This window comes from Streptomyces sp. BHT-5-2, from assembly GCF_019774615.1.
Taxonomy (GTDB): Bacteria; Actinomycetota; Actinomycetes; order Streptomycetales; family Streptomycetaceae; genus Streptomyces.
Genome location: NZ_CP081496.1, coordinates 3,859,174 through 3,882,006 on the forward strand (window position 1 = coordinate 3,859,174; position 22,833 = coordinate 3,882,006).

Genomic DNA, 22,833 nt, shown 5'->3' on the forward strand with positions numbered 1-22,833 from the left:
CTCCTCAGCGGTTCGAGAACTGTCGGATGGAACGGGATGTGGTGGCGCACGCCGTCATCGCGAGCGCGCCCACGGCCAGTGCCGCACCGGTCGCGGGGTAGCCGCCCCAGGTCACGAGCGCTCCCACGGCCGCCGGCGCCAGCGGCGTGACGGCGTTGCTGAGCAGGTTCACCGCCGAGTGCACGCGGCCCTGCAACTCGTCCGGTGCGTGCGCCGTCTGATAGCCGAAGATGATGCTCTGTGTCGGCGCGATCGTCGTGGCCAGCACGAAGATCACGATCGCCACGGCCCAGGGTGCCGAGCTGACGGCGAGGACCGCGAGCATCGGGGGCCACAGCCACCCCAGGGCGACCAGCAGGGCGCCGTCACGGTACTTCGCGCGCAGCTGCGGCACGGCCAGTGCCCCGGCGACCCCGCCGATACCGCCGCAGGCCAGCAGTATCCCGATGACCGCCGGTGCGACACCGACCGTACGCAGACCGACGATGACCCCCACCGGCATCGCCGCGACGATCGCGTTGATGCCGCAGAGATAGGCCAGGCTCGCCCGGCCCGGCCGGTCGTGCCAGACCCAGCGCATGCCCTGGAACAGTTCCGACGTGACCAGCTGCACCTTGTGCTCCGCGCCGGAGAGGCGGGTGGTGATGCCCAGCACGGCGGCGAGCGACACGAGGTAGGACCCGGTGTCGACGAGGAACGGCACCGGCGCTCCCAGCGAGAACAGAAACCCGCCGACGGGCGTTCCGGCGATCGTCGCGGCCTGGAGGTAGATCTGGTTGTGCGCGATCGCCTCGCTCAGTCGTGCGCGGGGGACGAGGTACGGGAGCACCGCGCGTTCCGCCGAGAAGAAGAACACCGAGAACGCACCTTCCAGGAAGGCCGCCCCCAGGATGAGGGGGTAGCCGGCCGTTCCGGTCAGGATCGCCGCGGCAAGGCCACCGGCCGTGACGGCCCGGCCGACGTCGCACCAGATCAGTACGCGCTTCCTGGAGCAGACATCGACCACCAGTCCCGCCACCAGGCGCAGCAGCAGTCGCGACCCCGTGCTCACCAGCCCGACGAGGCCGGCCTTGAACGGGGTCCCGCCGAGCTGTAGCACGAGCAGGGGATAAGCCAGATCGCTGGCCGCCGAGCCCAGGCTGGAGACGCCCTGCCCGAACCACAGCAGCCAGAAGTCACGGCCGAAGCGGGGCCGACCCGGGCGGGCGTCGGCCCGAGCCGGGCCGGACGCCGGGGCCGGGTTCTCACTCATCGCGGCGGTCAGCCCTGGGAGGTGTCCGACTGCTGGTCGAGCACCCGCATCCGTTCCGCGAACTCCTCGGCAAGGACCCCGTAGAGCACTGCGTCGACCGGGGTGCCATTGACCAGCCGGGCCTTGCGCGCTACCCCTTCCTGGACGGCGCCGGCCGCCTGGCACGCGGCGGCCGCAGGCACGTTCTGTGCGAGGACCCAGGCGTAGATGCGGCGCAGTCCCATGACGTGGAAGCCGAATTCGGCCATCAGCAGGGCGGCTTCGCGGCCGAGTCCGAGTCCCCGGTTGCTGACGTCGCCGAGTGCGAGCGAGACCTCGGCCGACCTGTCCTCGGAGCCGGGATCGCGCAGCGCACCGACCCCGAGGGCGGCGCCGTCCTCGGTCGAGCACAGCATGAAGGTCGCGTCGTGGTACGAGGGCTTGCCGTGTCTGTCGATCCAGTCCCGCCAGCCGCCGCGGCCCACCGGGTAGCGGTAGCCGAACATGTCGCGGAAGTACTCCTCCTGGAACCATGTGTAGAGCACGTCGGCGTCCTCGGGTTCCAGGGCGCGCAAGGCAACCCGCTTTCCTGGTGCCACCACGAACTGTCCTCTCCTTGAGCCGGGCAGGGCCGCTACTTTCGTTCGAGCAACTGAGCGAAGCGTCGCTCCCAGGCGTCCTGATTTCCCTTGGCCTCCTGGACGAACCGGCTCCGAGCGATCCCCTGGATCACCAAGTTGTTGACCAGGGAGTACGGAAAGGCCATCGGCCGTACGACATCCATGAACAGCACGGCACGGTCCTCGTCGGTCCCGTTCCAGGCTTCATGTACGTAGGTGTCGTCAAAGAACATCCCGGTCCCCTCACTCCAATGCGCCTCTTGTCCGCCGACGCGAATACCGCAGGCGTTCTCGGGGGACGGGATCTTCAGCGCGAGGTGATAGCGCACCACACCCTTGTAGGGGCCGCTGTGCGGTGGCACGTGCTTGTGAGGTCCGAGGATCGAGAAGAAGGCTGTCTTCAGACCGGGGATCCGGGCCAGCAGTTCAGCTGTCCGTGGGCACCGCTCGCAGTTGGCGTCGAATCGGAACCCGTAGCCGTAGAAGAAATATGTCTTCCATTTGTCGTCGTTGGTGAGGCGGCGTTGGTCGGTCGAGATGTCCTGGAAATTTGGCAGCGCTTCGCGGTGCTCCAGCAGGGCGTCGAGTTCGGCTCTGATGTCACGCCAGTTGCCTTCGAGTCCGCGGCTCCACGGGAATGCCGTTTCCGAGATGAACGGGCTGTCGTCGAAGTGGGAGTGGTGGACCATCTGCTTTTCGATCCACTTCACCAACATGGGAAGAACTTTCGGCACAACCACACCCCTGGGTCCGTCAGTTCGCTTCCGGTCTCAGGTGCGTGGCATCGCGAGCTCGGCCCGGCCGCCGGCGGGGATGACCGGGCCGAGCAACTCGGTGGTGCACCGGTTGAGTTCGTCCGGGTCGAAGCCGCCGGCCTCGACCTCGACGTATCTGACCGGAGCAACGGTGTGCACGCCCGCGACGAGCGGCGGCACTTCCTGGCCTCGTTCGATGAGGAGAATCATGGGCTTGGCCATGGCTGACATCCAGCCGATCTCCACCATCGTGCCCGGGGAGGGCGGATCACCGGGATACGCCACGAAGAGTACGGCCTTGCGCAGTGCGAGATAGTCCAGCCGGGTGCATACGTCCGGGGTCATGACCTCGGCCCCCCAGGCTTCCCGGCGATGGGCGTTGTCCACCTCGAACCCCAGCCCCGTGAAGTGGTCGATGAGAGCGCGGTAGTTGCTGCGGTGACGTTCCGGAAGAAGTCCCGTTGCCGGATCGAGCAGCCCCTTGAAGGGGCCACCGACGAAGACCAGAGGCTTGCTCCCACCGGGGTGCAATGACCCGTCGGCGGACAAGGGCAGCGATTCGGGGTGGCTCACCGGGAGGTTCCCTCCGTTGTGGAAGCTTTCTGTTGTGTGGTGGGTGCCGATTCTCCGTTGCCGTGGGCACGTTGACGACTCCGCGCGGCACACATGACGTCAGCTCGTCGGCGATTCCGACACCCGCGACAGGAACTTTTCGTTCCTATGACTGAAATTTTGCACCCTCATTTGCCGAAACGGCACAACGTGCGAGTGGCCAGCGCCATGACCCCTTCCGGGGCGACGTCCCGCCTCGGGATACCCGGTGTTCCACCTGGCGAGGAAAAGTGAATGACGGATTCCGCATGTGCATCCCCCGAGCTTTACTCGTCACTGCAGAAGATGGCGGGTCGACTGCCAGCTTCGAATGATCCGAAGTTCGTGTCAAGGTCATACCCCGGACGAGCCTGGCCAGTAGGGGCGGTTGTGGGCGATTGGGAATCGATGTTACCGTCGGCCCGGTGTCTGGTCAGCAGCAGCGATCGACGACTTCGGCAACGAATTCTCCCTGCTGCTGAGAGGATCTTCGCGCCAGGGGGCCGAGACATGGATGCACCAATTCCGTTAGCCACACCGTCCTCCATGGAACTGGTCTACTTCGGGCTGTTCGACAACTGCAATGCCCGCTGCAATATGTGTGAGTGCTGGCTCGCCCCGAGGACCAATCTTCCACTCGCCCACTACCGGGATGTGCTAGCGGCGGTGCTGTCCCTGCGGCCACGGGCTGTGCGCTTCACCGGCGGTGAACCACTGCTCTTCGCCGAGCTGCCGGAACTCGTAAGTCAGGCCGCTGCGGACGGCGTTCGCGTCTCCGTCATCTCCAACGGGCGCATTCTCGGCCCCGGCAAGATCCGCGCCCTGATCGATCGCGGATGCCAGGAGATGGTGCTGAGCGTCGACGCGCTGAGAGAGAAGCACGACCGGATACGAGGCACCCCGGGACTCTTCGACCGCTGCATGGAGGCCATCGGGCACCTCCGTGAAGCGAAGATGGACTACGGCGTCAATACGGTGCTACAGGCGCTGGGGGCGGACGACCTCGCCTCGCTGGGCGAAACGCTCCGGGCGCAGCCCAACCCTCCGTCGTGGTGGCACCTCATCCCTGTCCGGGGCGACGACGCGCTCCAGCCCAGCGCCGTTCAGCGGGCGCGCATGCGGGAACTCATCCCGAGGCTGAGGGAACGGATGTCTTCGGCCGGGACCCGGATGGTCGCGGCCGATGACCCCTTTCTCGACGCCGGCCCCGGGCCCTGTACGGTGCCCGCCTTCACCTCGTACGTGCGCGGTGACACCGGCGACATCTTCGGGTGCAACATGCTGGTCTACGCCGATCCGCCGGTCGGAAACGTCCTGCTGTGGCGTGCGCAGGACGCCTGGAACAGCCTGGACGCCCACAGTCTGCGGGACCGCTGCGCCACCGGCACGAACAGGTCGTGCTCCCGGTGCGACCCGAGTTCCAAAGCGATGAACCACGTCCTGAGGGAATTGGCCGCTTCTGTTGCACCCGAGGAATCACTGTGACCACGAACACCAGGCCGGACTCCGGCATGCTCGCCATCAACGGTGGCCCCCCGGTCCGCGCGGCGAAGAAGGCGGCGGATCCGGTCGTCGTGGAGGCCGCCAAGGAAGAGGCCCTCCGCGTCCTGGACAGCGGTCAGCTCGCCAGATTCTACGGCGGCACGAAAGTCGCCGAGTTCGAGGCGGCCTACGCCGAGTGGTTCGGCAGGCGCTATGCCGTCGCGGTCAGTTCGGGGACCGCCGGCCTGCACGTCGCCTACCTTGCCGCCCGGCTGCCCGAGCACAGCGAAGTGCTGGTCCCCGCCAACGCCTACGTATCGGCGCTGTCCGCGCTGATCCAGGCCGGCCTGGTCCCCGTGATCGTCGACATCGACACGGCCCGCTGGGCGATGGATCCGGTCGACTGCGCCCGTAAGATCAGCGACCGCACGAGCGCGATCGTGCCGGTGCACATGTACGGACAGCCCTGCCCGATGACCGAACTGGCCACTCTGGCAAGGCAGCACGGGCTCACCCTCATCGAGGACTGCGGCCAAGCGCACGGCGCCCTCTGGGACGGCACGAAAACCGGCACATTCGGTATCGCCGCGGCCTTCAGTCTCTGCTGCCGCAAGCACATCGCCGTCGGCGAGGGCGGCATCGTGGTCACCGACGACGAGCAGTTCGCCGACACCGCGCGGGCACTGGCGCACAAGGGCAAGGGCACCGGTTGGTTCGACTACCGGGAGATGGGTTTCAGCTACAACATGACGGAGATCCAGGCGGTGCTCGGCCGCTGGCAGCTGTCCAGGCTGGACACCGAGCTGCGGACCAGGACCGCACTCGCCGAGCGGCTGCGCGCGGGCCTCGCCGACCTCGGACTGCGGTTCCCCGAGGTGGCTTCCGGCAGCACCCATGCGTACTTCAAGCAGAACGCCCTGCTGCCGGCCCGGCTCGCTGCGCACCGGAACGCCGTCGTGGACGCCATCCGCGCCGAGAACGTGGGCTGCGACCCCTCCCACCCGCACCTGCTCGACATCGACTGGATCCGTGAGCAGCGCCCCTCCCTCTACCGGGCGCTGCCGGCGGAGCACCGTCCCGACTACGGCAGAAATACCGCGCCCCTCGCCCGCGACGTGCTGTCCCGGCAGATCTGCATCGAGATGGGGCCGGGGCTGGACGATGAGGACATCGACTACACGATCAAGGCCATCCGGAAAGTGGTCACCGTCTTCGACCAGGAGGCCACATGACCGTCGACGACCCCACGGCCGGCGCCCCTGGTGACGATGAGACCTCCGCGGGCGCCCTGCACCTCGGCCTGCGGGACGGAGAGGCCCCCCTGACCCGTGAGCAGGCGTCTGCGCTCGTCCGCGCCTCCCTTCCCGCGCACTCGGACGTGCGCGCATGTGAGGCCTGCGGGTCCCCACGCACCCGACCGGCCACCTGGCGGCGCGGCTTCCGCATCGCCGAGTGCCTGGCCTGCGGTTTCCTCTGGGTCGATCCCATGCCGACCGCACAGGACATGTGGGCCTACTACAACAAACGCGCGTGGAAGCCCTACCCGCCCGAGGTGATCCGGAGCAAGTACGCACCGTCGGTGGCAGCGGTACTGGCCAACGTCCCGCCCGGACAGTCCGTCCTCGACGTCGGATGCGACCACGGGCACTTCGCGGCGCTCCTGCGCGACCGCGGATACGACGCGTCGGGGGCGGACATCGACGGGCTCGCCCTCACCTACGCCGCCGAGCACTACGGGCTGACGGTCTATCAAGGAGACCTGCCCGACATCGACTTCGACCGACGATTCGACGCGGTGACCATCCTCAGCTCCCTCGAACACATGGTGAACCCCTTCCAAGTCGTCCAGGCGGCAGCACGGGTCCTGCGCCCCGGCGGTGCGCTGCTCATCTCGACGCCGAGGGCCGACGGCCTCGTCCACGCCGTGAGCCGGAGAATATTCGCCCCCGTTCTGCACGCCTGGGAGTTCCTCGCGCCCCCCAGCCACCTCACCTACTTCGGCCGAGACTCACTGCGCGCCATGCTCCGACGCGCCGGGTTCGCCACGGTCACCTTCAGTCACCAGGAACGCGACGCCGCCTACCGGGCCCGTGAACTGTCCGAGACGCTCGCGGAGTGCCCGGACGCGCCCGGCTGGGCCAGGGCCACCTATCCGCTCCTGCGCCATCTGCGAACACCTGCCCGTCTGCTGGATCTGGGGGACATGACGCTGTGCGTCGGACGTACACCGATGCCGTCCCCACCCGGCACGGAAGGGTCCTGACCATGGCCGGTGAAGACAGGCACGTCCCTGCGCCGGGGCGTGACGCCCCGGCACCGGCCGGCGCCGCCCGGTCCACGGTCGTCTTCTGCGGGCACGACTTCGGCTGGGGCAGCGCCGCAAAGCTGCACGCCGTCCTGACCGAACTCACGGCCCGCACCGCACACCCGCCGCGGCTCATCGGGGTCGGCACGGTGCTCGGCCGGGCCCTGCTCGCGAAGCTGCCCGTGGACACGTGGTACGACCAGTGGCCGAGCAGCACCGACGAACTCCGGAACCTGCTACGACGGCACGAGGTGACCGCCGCGCTGGTCGTACTGGACTCGGAGTTCGCCGCGGCCCTGCTCGCAGCGGGCTGCCCCACCGTCTTCGTGGACAGCCTGCCCTACCTGTGGACCGGCAACGACACCATCCCCCACGATGCGACCCGGTACTGCGCCCAGCTGTGCGAGTCCCTTCCTCGGACCTGTTGGGAGCCGCTGCGCAGAATAGAGCGGCTGACGTGGACCGAGGCAATCCTCAGCGCCCCGGTGCCCATCCGCCGGGCGGGCACGCCCGGTTTGGCCGTGCTCAACTTCGGCGGACTGCATTCGCCCTCCAGCGAAGGCAGCGCCCACGCCTACCCCCGGCTGGTGGCGGAACCGGCCGTCCGGGCACTGTCCGACGCCGGGTTCCACACCTTGGAAATCTGCGGAAACATCGACACCACCGTGCTTCCGGAGCAGGACGTCCCCACCGGTGTCGCCGTGAACGCCGGCCCGCGCTCCCACGAGGAGTTCCTGGACCTCCTCGACCAGGCGCAGCTGCTGGTGACCTCGCCGGGCCTGACCACGCTGCTGGAGGCCGGCCAGCGGCGCCTGCCCACCATCTGCCTCCCACCGCAGAACGTCAGCCAGATCCTCAACGGGGACCGCTTCGCCGCGGCGGTCGAGGCGGCCTGCCGGGTGCCGTGGCCGTCGGAAGTCCTCGACCCGCGGCAGGTCGACGCCGTACGCGCACGGGGTGAACACGCGGCCCTGTCAGTCGTCTACGGAGCGATCGAGCGCGCTGCACGCCAGGCACGCCCCTGGGTGCGGCACCGACTGCGGCGGGATATCACCACCGCCATCGAGCATTCCCGCGAGGTACGGGACTGGCGCGGCCTGCTCGGCCGGACGGGCGGCCGCGGAGCACACCAGGTGGTGCAGCACCTCACAGAAGTGCTCGCGGAGCACTCCGCGCCGCTGAGCCAGGAGGCCGGATGATCCTGGCCCTCCTCCGGCACACCGCGGCGATCAGCTCCTCGGAGGTCTACCTGCCCGACGACCGCCGGGTTCTGACCGAGTGCGGTCGGACGCACGCCACCGCCCTGCGTCCCGCCCTGAGCCGTTTCGCACCGGACGCCGTCTGGTGTTCCCCGCTGCGCCGCGCGGTGGAGACCTGGACCCTCGCGGGCACCGGACTCGGCCTCGACGCCCGTCTGCACAAAGACCTGGGGGAGCGCTCGTTCCCCTCCCTGGAGGGCCTCACGCTGCCGCAGATCGCGGCGCGGATCGGGCCGGCGCAGACGGCGCTGGCAGGCGTCTCGACCGACCTGGTCGATCCTCCCGGGGAGGAGTCGGTACGCGCGGCGAGTCGGCGCTTCGTCGCGGCGATGGGGTCGGTGGTACGGGAGGCGGCGGCGCTCGGCGCCGAGCGGGTGCTCGTCGTCTCGCACGGCGGTCCGTCGAGCTGGTTGCTGTGCCATCTGCTCGGCGTGCCCTTGGAGCGGAACCGGGTCTTCCGGCACGACCAAGGGCGCTTCCACCTGCTGGAAGTGGACGAAAACCTGACACTGGCGATGGCAATCGCCCTGAACACCGCGCAGCTGCCGGAACCGAGAGGTGCTCCCGAGCCGCCGGGCCAGTTCACGGCACCCTTCTCATGGCATTGACGATTGGAATTGCAGCGCTATGGCACATGTGCCCGTCATCGTGGTTACGGGGCCTTCCGGCACGGGCAAGACCGTGACCTGCTGGGAGATCCGCGAAATCCTGAGGGAACGCAAGGTCGCCCACGCCCTGATCGACATGGACAACATCCGCTGGTGCTACGTTCCCGACTCCCGCGACCGCTTCAACCGGACACTCGGCGCCAAGAACCTCGCAGCGGTGTGGGCCAACTTCCGCGATGCCGGCGCCGACCGGCTCGTCCTGAGCGGAATCGTGGAAACCCACGAGGACACCCGGCTCATCGAACAGGCGGTGCCGGGCGCCGACATCACGGTCTACCGGTTGCACGTGGACGAGGCAACGCTGGAAGGCCGCATGCGCCAAAGGGAGCGCGGCCGGGGTCTCGCCCGCAATCTCGCCAGGGCGAAAGAACTCACCGACATCATGGCCCGCAACGGGATCGGAGACCATCTGATCGATGCGGACCGCGAACTCGACGAGATCGCTCAGGAAATCATCAGCCTGAGTGGCTGGCTGTCCTGACGCAACCGCGGGAGCATGCGATGAAAGTGAGCCTGCTCGTGACCGGGGAGGAGATCCTCGGGCTGCTGAGCTCGTCCGTGGTGAACGACCTGTGGTCGGGCGGCGCGCACCTGCCGTACTGGCAGCCGGCTGCCCTCGCCGCGCGCATCGAAGCCGTCGGGCGGCATGAGGTGGCGCTGTTGGTCATCGAAGGGGACGGCGGTATGGCCGTAGGCGTTCTTCGACATCGGCGAAACGGCGTCATCAGCACGCTCATCCCCCGCGAGCCCTTTCTGTCCAACCAGCCTTTCCGTGACGCGGATTCGCTGCGCGCGCAGCTGCTTCGTGCCGTGGAGAGAATCGGCGCCAGGGCCGTTCACCTGCACGAGACGGAACGGAACGCCCCGGTCGTCGAGTGCCTGGCCGATCAGCCGGACACCGCAGTGGTGCTACGCCTGCCGAATCCGGTCATCGACTGGCACGACAACGGCGAGCACATGCTGATCGGAGCGCAACGGCATTTCGGCCGGACGTTCTGGCGCCGGGTCCGGCGCTGGGACCGTGAGTTCGAGGTGACCACGGTTCGTGACGCTGCCGCGATCGACGTGGTGGAGAACATCGAGAGACGATCCTGGAAAGCTCGGTGGGGCACCCATCTCGACGAAGGGGAGCTGGCGTTCTACCGCGCGCTGCTGATGCGGGACGAGTGCCTGCTCACCCTCGCGACGGCCGGGGGTGAACCGGCCGCGTACTTCTTGGAAATGCGCGTCGGCGACGTGGTCTACGGCATGCAGAGTTCCTACGCCGAGACCTTCGCCAGGCTGTCTCCCGGCGCGTTCCTGACCACCATCGGACTTCACCGCCGGTGGCACGGCAGCGGTATCGCAACCTACGACCTGCTCGGCGGCAGCGGGCCGCTCAAGGACGCCCTGGCCTCGCGCGCGATCCCGCGTGTCGACGTGGCCTGGCCGGTCTGTGCGGCGACCCGGGACCTGCTCCGGGAGCGAGTCGGGTTCGACCGCCACAGGACAGCGGCGTCTGAGCGCGGACGGGGGGCGCGCCATGTCGCCGCGACCTACGACAGCTGAGAGGCGGAGGTCTTTCCGGATGAACCACCCCCCTGTGCAGGGTTCCTACAGTCCACTGGCCTGGGTCGCCGACGCGATGCACGGCATGTACCCGGACCGCGAGCGCCACCTGAGGCGGCTCGGGCTGCGGCCGGCGGACGACGAGATCAGCACACAGGTGCCCGTGGTCGGTCTCCTGGGAGCCGCCGACTGGCGCGCCGCGACCTGTGTGCTGGCCTCGCCGTGCATCGACCACGCGTCAGGGCGGATATCCGGGCTCACCGCGTCCGTCGCGGGCGACCTCCTGATCGGGCTCCGGGTAGCGGAGGCGCTCGGCGTGCCGATGGTCAGTTTCCTCGGGAGCGGGGAGGAAACGCACCTGGTGCCCAGCGGCGAGGAGCGGAGCGCGGACTGGCAGCGGGTCGCCGAGCACGTGGCCGACCTGGGGACCCGTTGGGCACGGGGCCGGGTCGACGCGACCTTCGTACGCACCGGTGAGCCGGTCGCATGGGCCACCATCAGGGCACAGACCGCGGCGGACCACGACCGCGTCGCCCAGGACGACCTCGACGGCCTGCACCGCCTCGCCGACGACATCCCCTATCCGCGGGGGACCCGTTTCACCTACCTCTACGACTACTACCGGTCCAACATCTCGCACTACCGTCGGCCCGTCATCAGGGCGTTGGCGGGCGTCGACACCGCACATGTGCTGGTGGTCGAGAATGTGCAGCAGATCAAGTGCGTTGCCCAGGCCAGGGCCCTCAACGACGCCGACGGCATCCGCACCAGTCATCTGGTGACCTGCCCGGTACCGGACGTCACCAACAGCGTCCGGGTGAGCCGGGCCGAGCCCCGGCACCGCATCATGCTCGCGGACGTCCTTGACGGGCAGCCGCCCGGCGGCGCGCCCTACTGGGCGTTCCTGTCGGCCCTGCGCGACCGCTTCGATGCGCATGACTGACCTCGACGCTGCGGCATGGGAAGAGCGGCTGGCCCAGTGCTACCCCGGCCCTGTGTACGTGTACGACCTGGACCGGGTGACCGCCGCCCTGGAAGACCTGCGCGCGGCGCTTCCGGCACCGAGCCTCGTCTACTACTCCCTCAAGGCCAACCCGCACCAGGACGTCGTACGGGCACTGCGGATCGCCGGCTGCCGCGCGGAGATCAGCTCGGCGGGAGAGCTGGCCTGCGCGCTCGGTGCCGGGTTCCGCGGCGCCGAATGCCTGTACACGGGGCCCGGAAAGACGGATGGCGAGATCGCGCACGCCCTGCGGCACGGGGTCCTCGACTTTTCCGTGGAATCGGCGCACGAACTGCGGCGGATCGACCACATCGCGGCCCTCCAGGGCCACCGGGTCGATGTGCTGCTGCGTGTGAACGGAGAGCGCGCGGCCCCGGCCGGCGGCATGCATATGACCGGTTCACCCTCGCAGTTCGGGATCGACCTGGAACTCCTCGGCCCCGTGCTCGCAGCGGCCGCGCGGTGTCCCCGGATCGATCTCACCGGCCTCCACCTGTTCTCGATGACCAACGCCGTCGACGAACCGAGCCTGATCCGAGAACTCCGTCGCAGCATCGCCACTGCCGCCGCGGTGTGTGACCAGTACGGGTTGGCACCGCGGATGCTGGATCTCGGCGGCGGCTTCGCCGCTCCCTACACACAAGTCGGCCGGCGGCCCGGCTATCCCGGCCTGGCACAGGCACTCCGGCAGGAACTCGATCTGCGGTTCCCGGCCTGGCGCACGGGAGCCCCCGTGATCGCCTTCGAGTCCGGCAGACATCTCGTTGCCGACTGCGGCACGCTGATCTGCACCGTCACCGAGGTCAAGAACAGCAAGGGAAAGCAGTTCGTGGTGCTCGACGCGGGGATCAACGCACTCGGAGGACTCTCGGGTACGGGGAGGCTGCTTCCGCTGTCCGTGGAGCCCGTCGGTGTCCCGCGGGCGGCCGACGCATCCGACGGAGCCCAGGTCTGCGGCCCGGCCGTGACGTCGGCCCGCATCGTCGGGCCGTTGTGCACCCCGGCCGACCTGCTCGGCCGGGAGGTGCCGGTACCGCGGCTGCGGCCCGGCGACCGGATCGCGATCCCGAACGTCGGCGCCTACGGCCTGACCACCGGCCTGCTCGGCTTCCTCAGCAGGCCCGCCCCGACCGAGCTGGTGGTACGCGGCAGGAGCGTCGTCTCCGCGTCCCGCCTGGAGCTGATACGTGTGCCTGTCGACAGGGAGTGGGAAGACGATGCCGTGGGATGACCGATTCGAGGCACTGCTGCGCGCCGCGCTGCCCTATCTCTCCCCGGACGAGCCGCTGTCGCCCGATGCCGAGCTCGTCGACCTCGGTATCGACTCCATGGCCGCGGTCGAGCTGCTGAGTCATGTGGAACAGGCATATGAGGTGCGGTTCCCGGACGACAGCCTCCACCGCGAGACCTTCCGCACCGCCGGCAACCTGTGGTCGGTCCTGAGCCGACAGCTCTCCCAGGAGCCGACACTGTGACCGCCAAGGCATGGCAGGGGCCAGCCCTGCGCCATGTCGTCGACGTGCTGGACCACGCGGCGGCCGCCCACGGCGGCGAGCTCGCCGTCACCGACGACCACGGCGACTGGAACTACGTGCAACTCGCCGACCACAGCCGAAAGTTCGCACAGTGGCTGCACCATCGAGGCGTGTCCGCCGGGGACCGTGTGGTGGTGCACGCCACCGCGAGCCGCGAGTTCGTCGCCATGCTCTACGGCTGTCTGCGGGCGGGGGCGGTCTTCGTACCGCTCGGCCCCGCGACAACGGCGTACCAACTGGGCCAGGTCATCGCGGATGCCCGACCCCGCATGGTCATCACCGACCGGATCGACGAGACGGCGGCCACGGCGCGCAGCCTGCAAGAGGTCTGGGCGGAGGTCCGGCGACCGGGCGGCCCGACGCCGCTCCCCCGCGCCGAAGTCGCCCCGGCGGACACCGCGTTGCTGATCTACACCTCCGGCAGCACCGCCGCGCCCAAGGCAGTCGTCTCTCCACACGAGAGGGTGCTGTGGGCGACCCGGGCTGTCGCGGCGCGGCTGCGCTACCAGAGGGACGACATCGTCCTGTGTCGATTGCCCCTCGCCTTCGACTACGGCCTCTACCAGGTCTTCCTGTGCGCCCTGGCCGGGGCCCGTCTGGTGCTGCTCACCCAGGCGGCGGATCTGCGGCTGGCCGCCGTCGCGCGGGAGTACGGCGCCACCGTGGTGCCGCTGGTGCCCTCGCTCGCGACCATGCTCCTGCACAGCGCCCGGCGCGATCCCGGACCGAGCCGGATCCGCCTGTTCACCAACACCGGCGAAGAGCTTCCCCAGTCGGTGCGCGCCCAACTGCGCGAGCACTTCCCCCGCGCGGGCATCCAGCTGATGTACGGAACCACCGAGTGCAAGCGGATCTCCGTACTGGAGGTCGACGGCGACCTGCGCAGGCCCGACTCCGTAGGCCGCGCGCTCGACGGCACGCGCATCCACATCCTGACCGCGGACGGCGCCACCGCCGCACCCGGCGAGGCGGGCGAGATCGTGGTCAGCGGACCGCACGTGATGGCCGGGTACTGGCGGGCGCCCGAACTTACCGCCGCGCGCTTCAGGACCGATCCGCACACCGGCGAGGTGCGGCTGCACACCGGGGACTTCGGGCACCTCGACGACGACGGCTACCTCTACTTCCACGGTCGTGGCGACGACATGTTCAAGCGCCACGGCGTGCGCACCAGCGCCGCCGAGATCGAGTCCGCCGCCCGGGACATACCAGGGGTGGAGCATGCCGTGCTGCTCCCACCCACCGGCCGCCGGGACATGGTGCTCTGTGTGGTCACGACGCTGACGCCGGCCGAGGTGCTGCGCCACCTCGGCACGCTGCTGGACCCGGCGCGCGTGCCCGATCAGTGCCGGGTCTTCGACCGGTTTCCGCTCAGCTCCAACGGAAAGACCGACCGCGCACGGCTGTCCCGGCAGAGAGCCGCCGAGGCCCGCGCGCCAGGCACCGTCGACGGACGTGCGGCTCCTCAAACCTGAGCGTTTGCCAAGCCGGGCGGGGGCGCTGGGGAGCTCTCGGAACTGCCGCCCGCATGGGTCGCTTCTTGGCGACGGAGACGGCCAACACGTTCTTCGTCTGCTGCACGGTGCGTTCGGTGAGCGACACCCGTCCACTGGCGAACGACACCGCATGCGAGACGGCCGGTCCGGACGTGGCCGGCACCTCAGTGCTGGATCAGGCCGCCGACCGGGACGGCAGCGACATGGCCAGTTGCCGGAAGCGTCTGAGCCAGGGCCAGGCCGATGTCGACCAGCGACGACCGGCGCAGGCAACCGACATCGGGAATCGGAGTCCAGACCGCCGCAGCGATCTCGCCGTTCGGTTCCGGCCGCAGTTGACCGCCGGTGATACGAACCTGGTAGTAGACGCCGACGTTCTGATGCTCTGGTCCGCCGGGGACGGCACGTTCGGCCGCGGGAATCACCCTGGAGTCCACGCCCAACAGGCGTTCGACCACCGCGTCGCAGCCGGTCTCCTCGGCTACCTCCCGGATGACCGCGTCAAACGGATCCTCCGCGTGCTCGACCCTGCCGCCCGGAAGGGTCCAGTTGCTCTCCCCCTTCGGCGACACGTAACGGGCGAGCAGCACCCGCCCTCCCTCGATGCACACGGCGTACGCCGCCAGCCGGAAACTCATTCCCTTGCGCCTCCCACCGGGCGGTATCCCGACGTCCGAGATCCACGCAGCACCATCGGCGCAGCGCTGAACCAGATCAACTTCTTCTGCGCAGTCCTGTGGCAAGGACGGCGAGGGACGATCCCCGCGTCCAAGGCAGCCAAAGCCAAGAGCCTCGCCGTCGACCACTACGCGGACCTGTGCTCCGAGAAGACCTCCACCTGCTCGTGGTCGCGTCGTCACCGTCCCCGCCAAGAACCACGGCTGGGTCGACTTCGCCGCCGCCGGCAGGAAGGTCACCGGCGCCTGGACCTTCGACACCGACAACCAGCCGCCGCCACCGCTCCACCCTGAGCGACAGCGGCTCCCAGGCGCCGGACCCCTGCCACCGCTCCGCGAACACCTCGTTCAGCCGCGCCGCACCGGCCCGGAACCCCCACCACAACCCGTGGGCACGCGACGACATCCCCGCCTCATTCGATGTGGCGTCGGCTCAGGAGGGCAACGGTGAGGAAGCACAGTGCGCCGATGGCCAGGTCGATGCGGAGGTCCGTGACGTGGTCGCCGCCGGCCAGGATCGCTCCGAGGACGGCGACGCCGACGGCGAGTCCCATCTGGCGGAAGGTGTTGAGAACGCCGGAGGCGATGCCGGCGTACTGACTGTCTGCTTCTGCGAGGGCGGCGCCGTTGATGCTCGGTGCCAGGATTCCGCCGCCCAGGCCGGTGACACCGAAGCCGATCGCCAGGACGGGCCATGTCTTCTCGTCACCGGCCGCCAGGCAGAGCACGGTGCCGACCGTGGCGATGCTCGATCCGACGAGCATCAGCCAGCGCATCCCCCGGGCCTTCCAGAGTCGGTTGAGGTAGGAGGTGCCGATGGTCAGGAGCACGGCGACAAGAGCCGTTCCGTCAGGCCGGACGCGGCATAGCCCAGCTGCTCGCACCGGCCTCGCCACGCAACGACTCCGCAGGTGACGTGCCCTGACGCAGGTGCAGGCGGTCGAGCAGCCGCACTCGCCCCTGTTGTGCTCCGGCTTGAGATGATCTGGGCGAGGCCGGGCTCCACCGCCTTGAGCTCGGGCATTCGACGGACAACCAGGCATCGTGCCGCGTGGCGGTCAAGGCGGGATTCGCGCAGGAAGGCATCCGCCGCAACGCACTACTGCACGCAGACGGCCGGCACGACATGCATCTGCACGCTCGCGTCCGAAGTCGTGCCTCGATGATCCGACTCGAAGAACTCTTGCGAGCAGCCGAGCAGCCGAGCTGCCGATTCGATCACGCCATCACATAGGCTCCAGGGATTGCCAACGGGCGACATCACGCAGCGAAATCCAATGGGGTCCCGTTCATCCGGCGTCGGCGACCGCTGCGGTAACGAATCCGGCCTGTCGGGTGATTTCGCGCTCGGCAACGGTGAGCGGGAAGGAGGTGAATCCATGCACCGCCTCTGCGACCACTTCGAGTTCCGATGCCACCCTCGCGGCCGGGGACGGGTTCAACCTGGTACGACTCCTGCCGTCCACCCACCGGTTGGTTCCGGTGGGTGTGGTTCCAGAACGGCCGTCTGCGCTGTCGCTACCGCTGCTCCCACTGCTGCTTGGTGATCTCATACCGAACGCCTCCGTGCTCGGAGCCCTCGGCCATCTCCATGCCGGAGGGAGTAGGAAGGGTGCCCGCGAGCGTCATGTCGAGCTTCTCCATGATGTGGCGCGAGCCGTGGTTCACGGACATCGTCTCGGCCCAGACCATACGCACGCCGAGCTCCGTGAACGCCTTTCCCAGCAAGGCCCGCGAGCCCTCGGTGGCGTATCCCTTGCCCCAAGCCGCCTGCCGCAGCCGGTAGCCGAGTTCGACCTCGTCCAGCGGGCCCTCCGGCTCGGGACGCAGGATGAACCAGCCGATGAACGCGCCGCCGTCCTTCTCGTGCGCGGCGAACAGCCCGAGGTTGCCGCCCCACTTCTCGTAGCCGGCGAGGATGTTCGGCAGGTGGCGCTCGCGGACGAGCTCCGGTGCGGTCGGATTGCCGCCGGTCAGATATCGCATCACCGCCGGGTCGCTGTCCAGCTCGATCAACAGGTCCGCGTCATCGGCAGTGAAGCGGCGCAAGGCCAGGCGCTCGGTCTCCAGATAGGTGTCCACGAGTCGATCGTGCCTGAGGCAAGTCGGCCAGCCCAACGATTTTCCCCGGCAACTCAGGGGCGTTGCCATGACGCCGCGGGATATCGGCGGTCAAGCGATTCCCCACGATCTGCATGGTCAGCGTCAGGTGATTTCCCTGCCCCGACGAACACGCACTGGAGGTGTCGACCACCTTCCGAGCCCAGCGCCTGAGGATCAGCCTGTGCGCGCAGTACAAGCTGGTGTCCGCCCCGACGCCGTCCCGCTCGTACAACCCGGAGCACCGGCGTAGCCGACCGCGGCCACGACCTCGGCCACGACAAGTACCGCTGTCTGCTGCGGAGGTGTACCGCACGGCTCCGCCCCGGAACCGTGCGGTGCGTCGTCATCACCCCGTCAGCCGCGCGGCTCCGTCGCCGGTGACAGCGGTGGTTCCTGGTGGGAGCCGTAGCGCTCCATGCGCTGCCAACGCAGGCGGCTGCCGGACAGGGCCGTGGCCACCGACTGGACCACCACGAGGTACATCAACTGGCGGTAGACCAGCTGCTGGAACGGCAGACTCCACAGCGGTCCGAGCCGTTCGCCGTCGAGACGGAACGCATAGGCCCCGGTGACGACCTGGATGAGCAGGAACGAGCACCACAGCAGCAGTACGTGGACGGGGTCGAGGAAGATGAGCCCGTACACGCTCAACACGTCGACCAAGGGGGCGAACAAGGGCAGCAGCACCTGGAAAAGCAGCAGGAAGAGCAGCCCACGACGGCCGAACGTGCCAGCCGCGCCGCTCTGGCGGACGGCGCCGCGGTGCTTCCACATCGCTTGCAGGGTCCCGTAGCACCAGCGGTAACGCTGCCGCCACAGGGCGCCGAGGGAAGCGGGAGCCTCGGTCCAGGCGATGGCCTTCTCCTCGTAGACCACCCGCCAGCCGTCGCGCCAGATCGCCATGGTGAGGTCGGTGTCCTCGGCGAGTGTCGCCTCGGAGACACCGCCGACGCTCATTAGCGCGGACCGCCGCCAGGCACCGATCGCGCCCGGCACCGTGGGCATGCACCGGGCCAGGTCGAAGAGCCGCCGGTCCAGGTTGAAGCCGACGACGTACTCGATGTGCTGCCAACGGCCCAGCAGGCCGCCCCGGTTGACGACCTTGGCGTTGCCGGAGACCGCTCCGATGCCTGGGTCGGAGAACGGCTGCACCAGGTGGCGTATGGCGTCCGGCTCGAAGACCGTGTCGCCGTCCATCATCACCACGATGTCGTGCGAGGCGGCGGCGATCCCCGTGTTGAGCGCGGCGGGCTTGCCCGCGTTCGGCTGGCGGATCACCCGCACACCGGGCAGTCCGAGTGCCTCGACGATGTCGGCGGTGCCGTCGCTGGAGCCGTCGTCCACGACGATGATCTCGACCGGGTGGTCGGATGCGACCAGGGACCGGACGGTCGCCTCGATTCCGGCCGACTCGTTGTAGGCCGGCACGATCACCGACACCGGTCCGGTGACCGGGGCTCCCCACTCCTTCCTGGCGTCCCGCCGGTGCCTGGCTGCGGCGATCATGGAGATCACCGCGCGCAGGATGCCCAGCAGTCCGGCGATGAGCAGCAGTATGTCGAGTCCGTTGAGGCCCCAGAGCGCCCCCTTGAGCAGCCACAACAGCCCGATGCCGAGCAGGTGTTGGCCGGTGGAGGCCGGGCGGTTGGCGTCGGCGAGGTGGAATGCCTGGCTGACCGTCTGGAAGCGGTAGCCGCGCGCCTGGAGGCGCGGGATCAGGGTGTCGAGGGCGGCCACTGTCTGTGCGCGGTCACCGCCGGCGTCGTGGAAGAGGACCACCTGGCCGGTGGACCTGGGAGGGGTGGCGTTGCGGACGATCCTCCGCACGCCCGGCTTCTGCCAGTCCTCGCTGTCCTGGGTGACGAGCACGGTCAGGTATCCCTGCCTGCCGAGCTGTTGCATCGTGGCCCAGTCGGCGTTGCCCACCGCATTGGCGCCGGACGAGTACGGCGGGCGGAAGAGGTTGCTGGTGACACCCGCGGCGCCGGCCACCGCGAGCTGGTCCTCACGCATCTCCATCATGCGCTGCCAGCCGGGCAGACTGGGCAGATAGGGGTGGGTGAAGCTGTGCAGGCCGAGTTCGTCGTGATCCTTCGCCATCCGCGCGACCAGATCGGGGTTTGTGGCCACGCCGGTGCCCACGAGGAAGAAGGTCGCGGGCACGTGGTGCCGTTCCAGCATGGCCAGGACCTTGGGAGTCCAGGTCGGGTCCGGGCCGTCGTCGAAGGTGAGCACCACGGTGTGCGCAGGTGGGGTGAGCGAGACCGGTTTGGATCCGCTTGTCGAGATCACCGGGCCGCCGTTCTGGACCGAGAGCGGCACCTGGTCGACGGGTCCCTGTGGAGGGTTTCCGCCGTCGTCCTGGAAGCCGAACATGTGCTGTGTGTAGCCCTCGATGAGCAGCGCGAGGGTGAGGGTCAGCACCATGGTCACCAGCAGCACCCAGTGGGTACGCACCGGCGTTTCGCGGGCGGTACGGCCACGCTGTGGAAATTTACTCACATTGGTGATTTCTGAATGAGGGGTGAGGGATGAGGGATGAGTTCTGGAACTGATCGGCTTGCCTGGGAAGTGCCGAGGACGGGCTGCGCGGCACTGCGGGGAGGCGGTGGGGCACTGCGCGGGCACAACTCAGGGGCCCGGCGGTTCCCGGGCGGATCGTCAGGCGGGTCAGAGCACGCCGTGGGTGGGCGGTGCGGAGGGCCTCGCGGTCGGAGTCTGCTTCGGGTGCGGGGACGGCTTGGGGCTCGTGGACGGCTTGGGGCTTTCGGACCGCTTCGGGCTCGGAGAGGGTTTCGCGGTCGGGGACGGTTTGGCCTTCGAAGGCGACTTCGCCTTGGCAGAGACACGGGCGGCGTTCTTCGACACCGTCGTCTCCCGGTCTGGGCCCCGATGCCGTTGGGCGGTGGCTGCGGCAGTCCGGGATGCCCGGGGCCGGGGCTTCTGGTGCGCGGCTGCGGCGCCCGCGCCGTGCTTCGGCCGCATGGGATGCGGCAGCAGCGCCGGCAGGGTCGGGCCGCCCAGGAGGGTGCTGATGAGCAGGGCGACGTAGGCCACTGCCGGAGTCACCAACGCGGCCACCAGGAGGCGCAGCCGTCTGCGGCGGCCGCCCGACGCGTCGACGAAGATGGGTTTGGGAGTGGGGCGCCGTATCGGCCCGCCGCTCAGACGCAGCGTGTCACTGGTGGGTTCGGCTGGAGGAACAGCCTCGGTAGACCTCTGAGAGGGAATAGCGGGAGAGATGGACGCGTCAGGCATCACTTCGTCCCCAGCGGGCGGCGCCTGGCGCTCCGGATTAATCTGCACAACATCCGGACACTAGTGGCTGAGAATGCACGCTCGGTACAGGAGTCCTTAAGCCCGCGGAAAGAGCCAGCAAAACTGCTGATCGGACGCCGCAGCGGGCGTGCGAAGTGTGTCAATCCTGTGGCCTACCGATGGTCTTTTTGAAGTCGGCACGCACAGTCAGCGGAGCCTTCAGATCCCACTCGCCGTGGTCCGCGAGCTCCTGCAGGGCCTGCGACCGGTCGACCGCCTGCGGCCAGTCGTTCTTGCGGTCGGGGGTGCAGGGGTGCTTCATGTGCTTCTGTCGGACGGTGTTGAACCGGGCCAGCCACGTCGCCTCGTTCACACCGGAGGCCGGATTGCCCCCGAGCGCCTTGTCGGTCTCATGGGCGATCTTCACCATGCCGTCGCAGTCGTCGGAGCCCTGGCCCATCATCAGAGCGGCGTCGAAGAGGTTTTCCAGACCCAGTTCGCTCTTCACCCCCTCCTGCGCGCCCAGCTTCACGGCCGGGGTGAGATAGGTGTTATGTCCCACCTGGATCTGCACCCTCCGGAAGGCCGGGTCCAGGGCGGCCTTCTTCCAGTCGCGCACGAACGCCTCGCCCAGCGCGCCGGTGTCCTCGCTTCCCGAGTCGGCCAGTCGCTGAAGGACGGCGGTGTACTTCGCGAGCACGTTGTGAGGTGCGGCGGCGTTGTACGACTTGACCAACCCCAACATGTCGCCGCTCTGGCTGCAGAACCCGACCCACCCCGCCGTGTAGCCACAGCCGTCGTGCAGATCGGTGATGTAGCCGTACTGCGGAACGGTGGCACCGTTCTCGAACACCGCGGTGATGTCGTCCATCATCACGGTCGCCGCCGGCCCCGCCGGAGCGCCGGCCGCACCGCTGGCCCTGTCGGCCGTACCGCTGGCCTTGTCGGCCGTACCGGACGTGCAGCCCCCCATGGTGAGCACCGCACCGAGGACGACGAGCACGGTACGACGTATCTTGGTCAACTCCACGAACCGCTCCGACCTGTTCCTTGCTGATGTTCCTTGCTGACTGCACCAGCTCACTGAAGAGCTCGTGCTCGCGGAGAAACCGCAAGCAGCAGACTGGATCAATTACCGCATCCACTACCGCTTGCTTCTTCTTGCCCGCGGCCCTGGCGAGGACCTTAGCGTGCTCGGATCTGACTGGTCGGGGTGGTGGGCACGGGCGCCGCCGTTCGGACTTTCCGCACGTAAGGGCTTTATCCGCCCTCTTCGGGTGATTCCCTGTCCACTGGTAGTCGGTAGTCGGCATGGCACCTCGTGCACTCGGGGCGACCAGGACCGCGCCTTCCGCGATCTTCTACGCGCCGGCCTTGACGCCCCAGACATCCCACGTGACAGAGCGCCGAACGCTCGGACATCGAAGTGTTCTGGAGCGGGCTGCCCCAGCCACGCAGTCGGACCGGCGTACGAGACCGGATGACCGGCGGGTACGGAGCCACACCCGAGCAGGGCGGGATGGCCCCGCCTACCGGACGGCGCCACCTCAAGTGGCGTCGGCGCGGCCGCTGTTGCCGGGGCCGAACCGACTGAATCAACTGTTTGCCGCTGGGGACTTCACAGACTCCGTGGCCAGGTTGATCGCGTTGCCCGGTCGGACGTACGGCGGCGAGCCGTTCGAGGTGATGGCTTCTCAGGTACGCCGAGACAAGAAGGCGACGAGGGCGATGTAGGTGATGGCGGCGGTGGCCACGAACCAGAAGTACGGGTCACCGCTTCTTCCGGATGCCAGTTCACCGATGAAGGCGCTGAGATTTCCCACGGTGAGCACGATGCCCGTGCCGGCCCAGGCCCACCCTCCGATCCGGGCGAAGCGCTCGTCGGGCGCCTTCTCGGTGAGGCCCTGATAGGTCTCGCTCCGGCGTCCCAGCAGCAGTAGGACAAGACTGCAGACCGCCAGGATCCCGAACGTCACCAGGCCGAGGGCGAGGTGGCCGCCGACAGTCGCGGCCACGAGGCAGGCGGCTCCGACGGCGAGGAAGAAGGCTGGGACGGACCGCCTGGCTGCGTTACCGGTCATCTGCTGGGCTCTCTTCGGCATGAAACATCTCCTCAACGCTGACCTTGAAGAACTTGGCCATGGACAAGGCGAGCGGCAGGGAAGGTGTGTACCGCTCGGTCTCGATGGCGTTGATCGTTTGCCGTGAGACCCCGAGGGCCGTGCCCAACTGTCCCTGGGACAGCCCCCGTGACGTCCGCAGTTCTCTGACGCTGTTCCGCACATGTAAAGCCTACTTGTCA

22 protein-coding genes and 1 pseudogene are annotated in these 22,833 nt (G+C 68.6%); 12 read left to right on the plus strand and 11 right to left on the minus strand.

Going from position 1 to position 22,833, the window contains the following annotated elements; genetic code table 11:
- Positions 1 to 4 precede the first annotated feature (4 nt).
- From K2224_RS17255 to K2224_RS17270, 4 genes are read right to left on the minus strand one after another with little or no spacing between them, the layout of a single operon-like run.
- Positions 5 to 1,252, minus strand: coding sequence for an MFS transporter (locus tag K2224_RS17255; RefSeq protein WP_221907375.1), 1,248 nt, complete (start codon positions 1,250 to 1,252; stop codon positions 5 to 7).
- A gap of 8 nt (positions 1,253 to 1,260) precedes the next feature.
- Positions 1,261 to 1,833, minus strand: coding sequence for a GNAT family N-acetyltransferase (locus K2224_RS17260; protein WP_221907376.1), 573 nt, complete (start codon positions 1,831 to 1,833; stop codon positions 1,261 to 1,263).
- 32 nt (positions 1,834 to 1,865) lie between these two features.
- Positions 1,866 to 2,567, minus strand: coding sequence for an aspartyl/asparaginyl beta-hydroxylase domain-containing protein (locus K2224_RS17265; RefSeq protein WP_221907377.1), 702 nt, complete (start codon positions 2,565 to 2,567; stop codon positions 1,866 to 1,868).
- A 54-nt stretch (positions 2,568 to 2,621) separates the two neighbouring features.
- Entirely contained in the window at positions 2,622 to 3,179 is a 558-nt protein-coding gene (locus K2224_RS17270; protein WP_221907378.1) for a nucleoside 2-deoxyribosyltransferase, read from the minus strand.
- Between the two features lie 564 nt (positions 3,180 to 3,743).
- Between K2224_RS17270 and K2224_RS17275 the strand changes: the two genes are divergently transcribed.
- From K2224_RS17275 to K2224_RS17325, 11 genes are read left to right on the plus strand one after another with little or no spacing between them, the layout of a single operon-like run.
- Positions 3,744 to 4,682: a radical SAM protein gene (locus K2224_RS17275; protein ID WP_221907379.1), complete on the plus strand. Its 939-nt coding sequence runs from the start codon at positions 3,744 to 3,746 to the stop codon at positions 4,680 to 4,682.
- The gene (locus K2224_RS17280) at positions 4,679 to 5,911 is read left to right on the plus strand and encodes a DegT/DnrJ/EryC1/StrS aminotransferase family protein (RefSeq protein WP_221907380.1); all 1,233 of its coding nucleotides are present in this window, start codon (positions 4,679 to 4,681) and stop codon (positions 5,909 to 5,911) included. Before K2224_RS17275 ends, K2224_RS17280 begins: the two co-directional genes overlap by 4 nt.
- The gene (locus tag K2224_RS17285; protein ID WP_221907381.1) at positions 5,908 to 6,942 is read left to right on the plus strand and encodes a class I SAM-dependent methyltransferase; all 1,035 of its coding nucleotides are present in this window, start codon (positions 5,908 to 5,910) and stop codon (positions 6,940 to 6,942) included. The genes K2224_RS17280 and K2224_RS17285 overlap by 4 nt, the downstream gene beginning before the upstream one ends.
- A 2-nt stretch (positions 6,943 to 6,944) precedes the next feature.
- Positions 6,945 to 8,183 (plus strand): hydroxymethylcytosylglucuronate/cytosylglucuronate synthase, encoded by a 1,239-nt coding sequence (locus K2224_RS17290; protein WP_221907382.1) that lies wholly within the window; start codon positions 6,945 to 6,947, stop codon positions 8,181 to 8,183.
- A complete protein-coding gene (locus tag K2224_RS17295; protein WP_221907383.1) occupies positions 8,180 to 8,851 on the plus strand; it encodes a histidine phosphatase family protein in 672 nt (223 codons plus the stop codon). The genes K2224_RS17290 and K2224_RS17295 overlap by 4 nt, the downstream gene beginning before the upstream one ends.
- A 19-nt stretch (positions 8,852 to 8,870) precedes the next feature.
- Positions 8,871 to 9,392 carry an AAA family ATPase gene (locus tag K2224_RS17300; RefSeq protein WP_221907384.1) on the plus strand — a complete coding sequence of 174 codons (522 nt, stop codon included), beginning with the start codon at positions 8,871 to 8,873 and terminating at the stop codon, positions 9,390 to 9,392.
- Between the two features lie 20 nt (positions 9,393 to 9,412).
- Positions 9,413 to 10,459, plus strand: a complete 1,047-nt coding sequence (locus tag K2224_RS17305) for a GNAT family N-acetyltransferase (RefSeq protein WP_221907385.1) — start codon at positions 9,413 to 9,415, stop codon at positions 10,457 to 10,459.
- Positions 10,460 to 10,478: 19 nt separating this feature from the next.
- Entirely contained in the window at positions 10,479 to 11,402 is a 924-nt protein-coding gene (locus tag K2224_RS17310; RefSeq protein ID WP_221907386.1) for a hypothetical protein, read from the plus strand.
- Positions 11,395 to 12,693 (plus strand): alanine racemase, encoded by a 1,299-nt coding sequence (locus K2224_RS17315; RefSeq protein ID WP_221907387.1) that lies wholly within the window; start codon positions 11,395 to 11,397, stop codon positions 12,691 to 12,693. Before K2224_RS17310 ends, K2224_RS17315 begins: the two co-directional genes overlap by 8 nt.
- Entirely contained in the window at positions 12,680 to 12,937 is a 258-nt protein-coding gene (locus K2224_RS17320) for an acyl carrier protein (RefSeq protein WP_221907388.1), read from the plus strand. Before K2224_RS17315 ends, K2224_RS17320 begins: the two co-directional genes overlap by 14 nt.
- Positions 12,934 to 14,472: a class I adenylate-forming enzyme family protein gene (locus K2224_RS17325; protein ID WP_260692724.1), complete on the plus strand. Its 1,539-nt coding sequence runs from the start codon at positions 12,934 to 12,936 to the stop codon at positions 14,470 to 14,472. Before K2224_RS17320 ends, K2224_RS17325 begins: the two co-directional genes overlap by 4 nt.
- Before the next feature lie 185 nt (positions 14,473 to 14,657).
- Here the strand turns inward: K2224_RS17325 and K2224_RS17330 are convergent, their stop codons facing one another.
- Together K2224_RS17330 and K2224_RS17335 are read right to left on the minus strand one after the other, a co-directional pair.
- A complete protein-coding gene (locus K2224_RS17330; protein ID WP_221907393.1) occupies positions 14,658 to 15,131 on the minus strand; it encodes an NUDIX hydrolase in 474 nt (157 codons plus the stop codon).
- A gap of 452 nt (positions 15,132 to 15,583) precedes the next feature.
- Entirely contained in the window at positions 15,584 to 16,000 is a 417-nt protein-coding gene (locus K2224_RS17335; RefSeq protein ID WP_221907395.1) for a hypothetical protein, read from the minus strand.
- A 155-nt stretch (positions 16,001 to 16,155) separates the two neighbouring features.
- Here K2224_RS17335 and K2224_RS40630 point away from each other — a divergent pair.
- Positions 16,156 to 16,404 (plus strand): annotated as a pseudogene (locus K2224_RS40630) (GNAT family N-acetyltransferase); the annotation flags it as partial.
- Positions 16,405 to 16,688: 284 nt separating this feature from the next.
- On the opposite strand, the gene K2224_RS17340 reads toward K2224_RS40630, so the two are convergent.
- The 5 genes from K2224_RS17340 to K2224_RS17360 form a co-directional block, all read right to left on the minus strand.
- A complete protein-coding gene (locus tag K2224_RS17340; RefSeq protein ID WP_221907396.1) occupies positions 16,689 to 17,252 on the minus strand; it encodes a GNAT family N-acetyltransferase in 564 nt (187 codons plus the stop codon).
- A 375-nt stretch (positions 17,253 to 17,627) separates the two neighbouring features.
- Positions 17,628 to 19,730: a bifunctional polysaccharide deacetylase/glycosyltransferase family 2 protein gene (locus K2224_RS17345; RefSeq protein WP_221907397.1), complete on the minus strand. Its 2,103-nt coding sequence runs from the start codon at positions 19,728 to 19,730 to the stop codon at positions 17,628 to 17,630.
- Positions 19,731 to 20,691: 961 nt separating this feature from the next.
- A complete protein-coding gene (locus K2224_RS17350) occupies positions 20,692 to 21,561 on the minus strand; it encodes a chitosanase (RefSeq protein ID WP_221907398.1) in 870 nt (289 codons plus the stop codon).
- Between the two features lie 664 nt (positions 21,562 to 22,225).
- Entirely contained in the window at positions 22,226 to 22,633 is a 408-nt protein-coding gene (locus tag K2224_RS17355; protein ID WP_221907400.1) for a hypothetical protein, read from the minus strand.
- The gene (locus K2224_RS17360) at positions 22,602 to 22,814 is read right to left on the minus strand and encodes a helix-turn-helix transcriptional regulator (RefSeq protein ID WP_221907401.1); all 213 of its coding nucleotides are present in this window, start codon (positions 22,812 to 22,814) and stop codon (positions 22,602 to 22,604) included. Before K2224_RS17360 ends, K2224_RS17355 begins: the two co-directional genes overlap by 32 nt.
- Between the last annotated feature and the right edge of the window lie 19 nt (positions 22,815 to 22,833).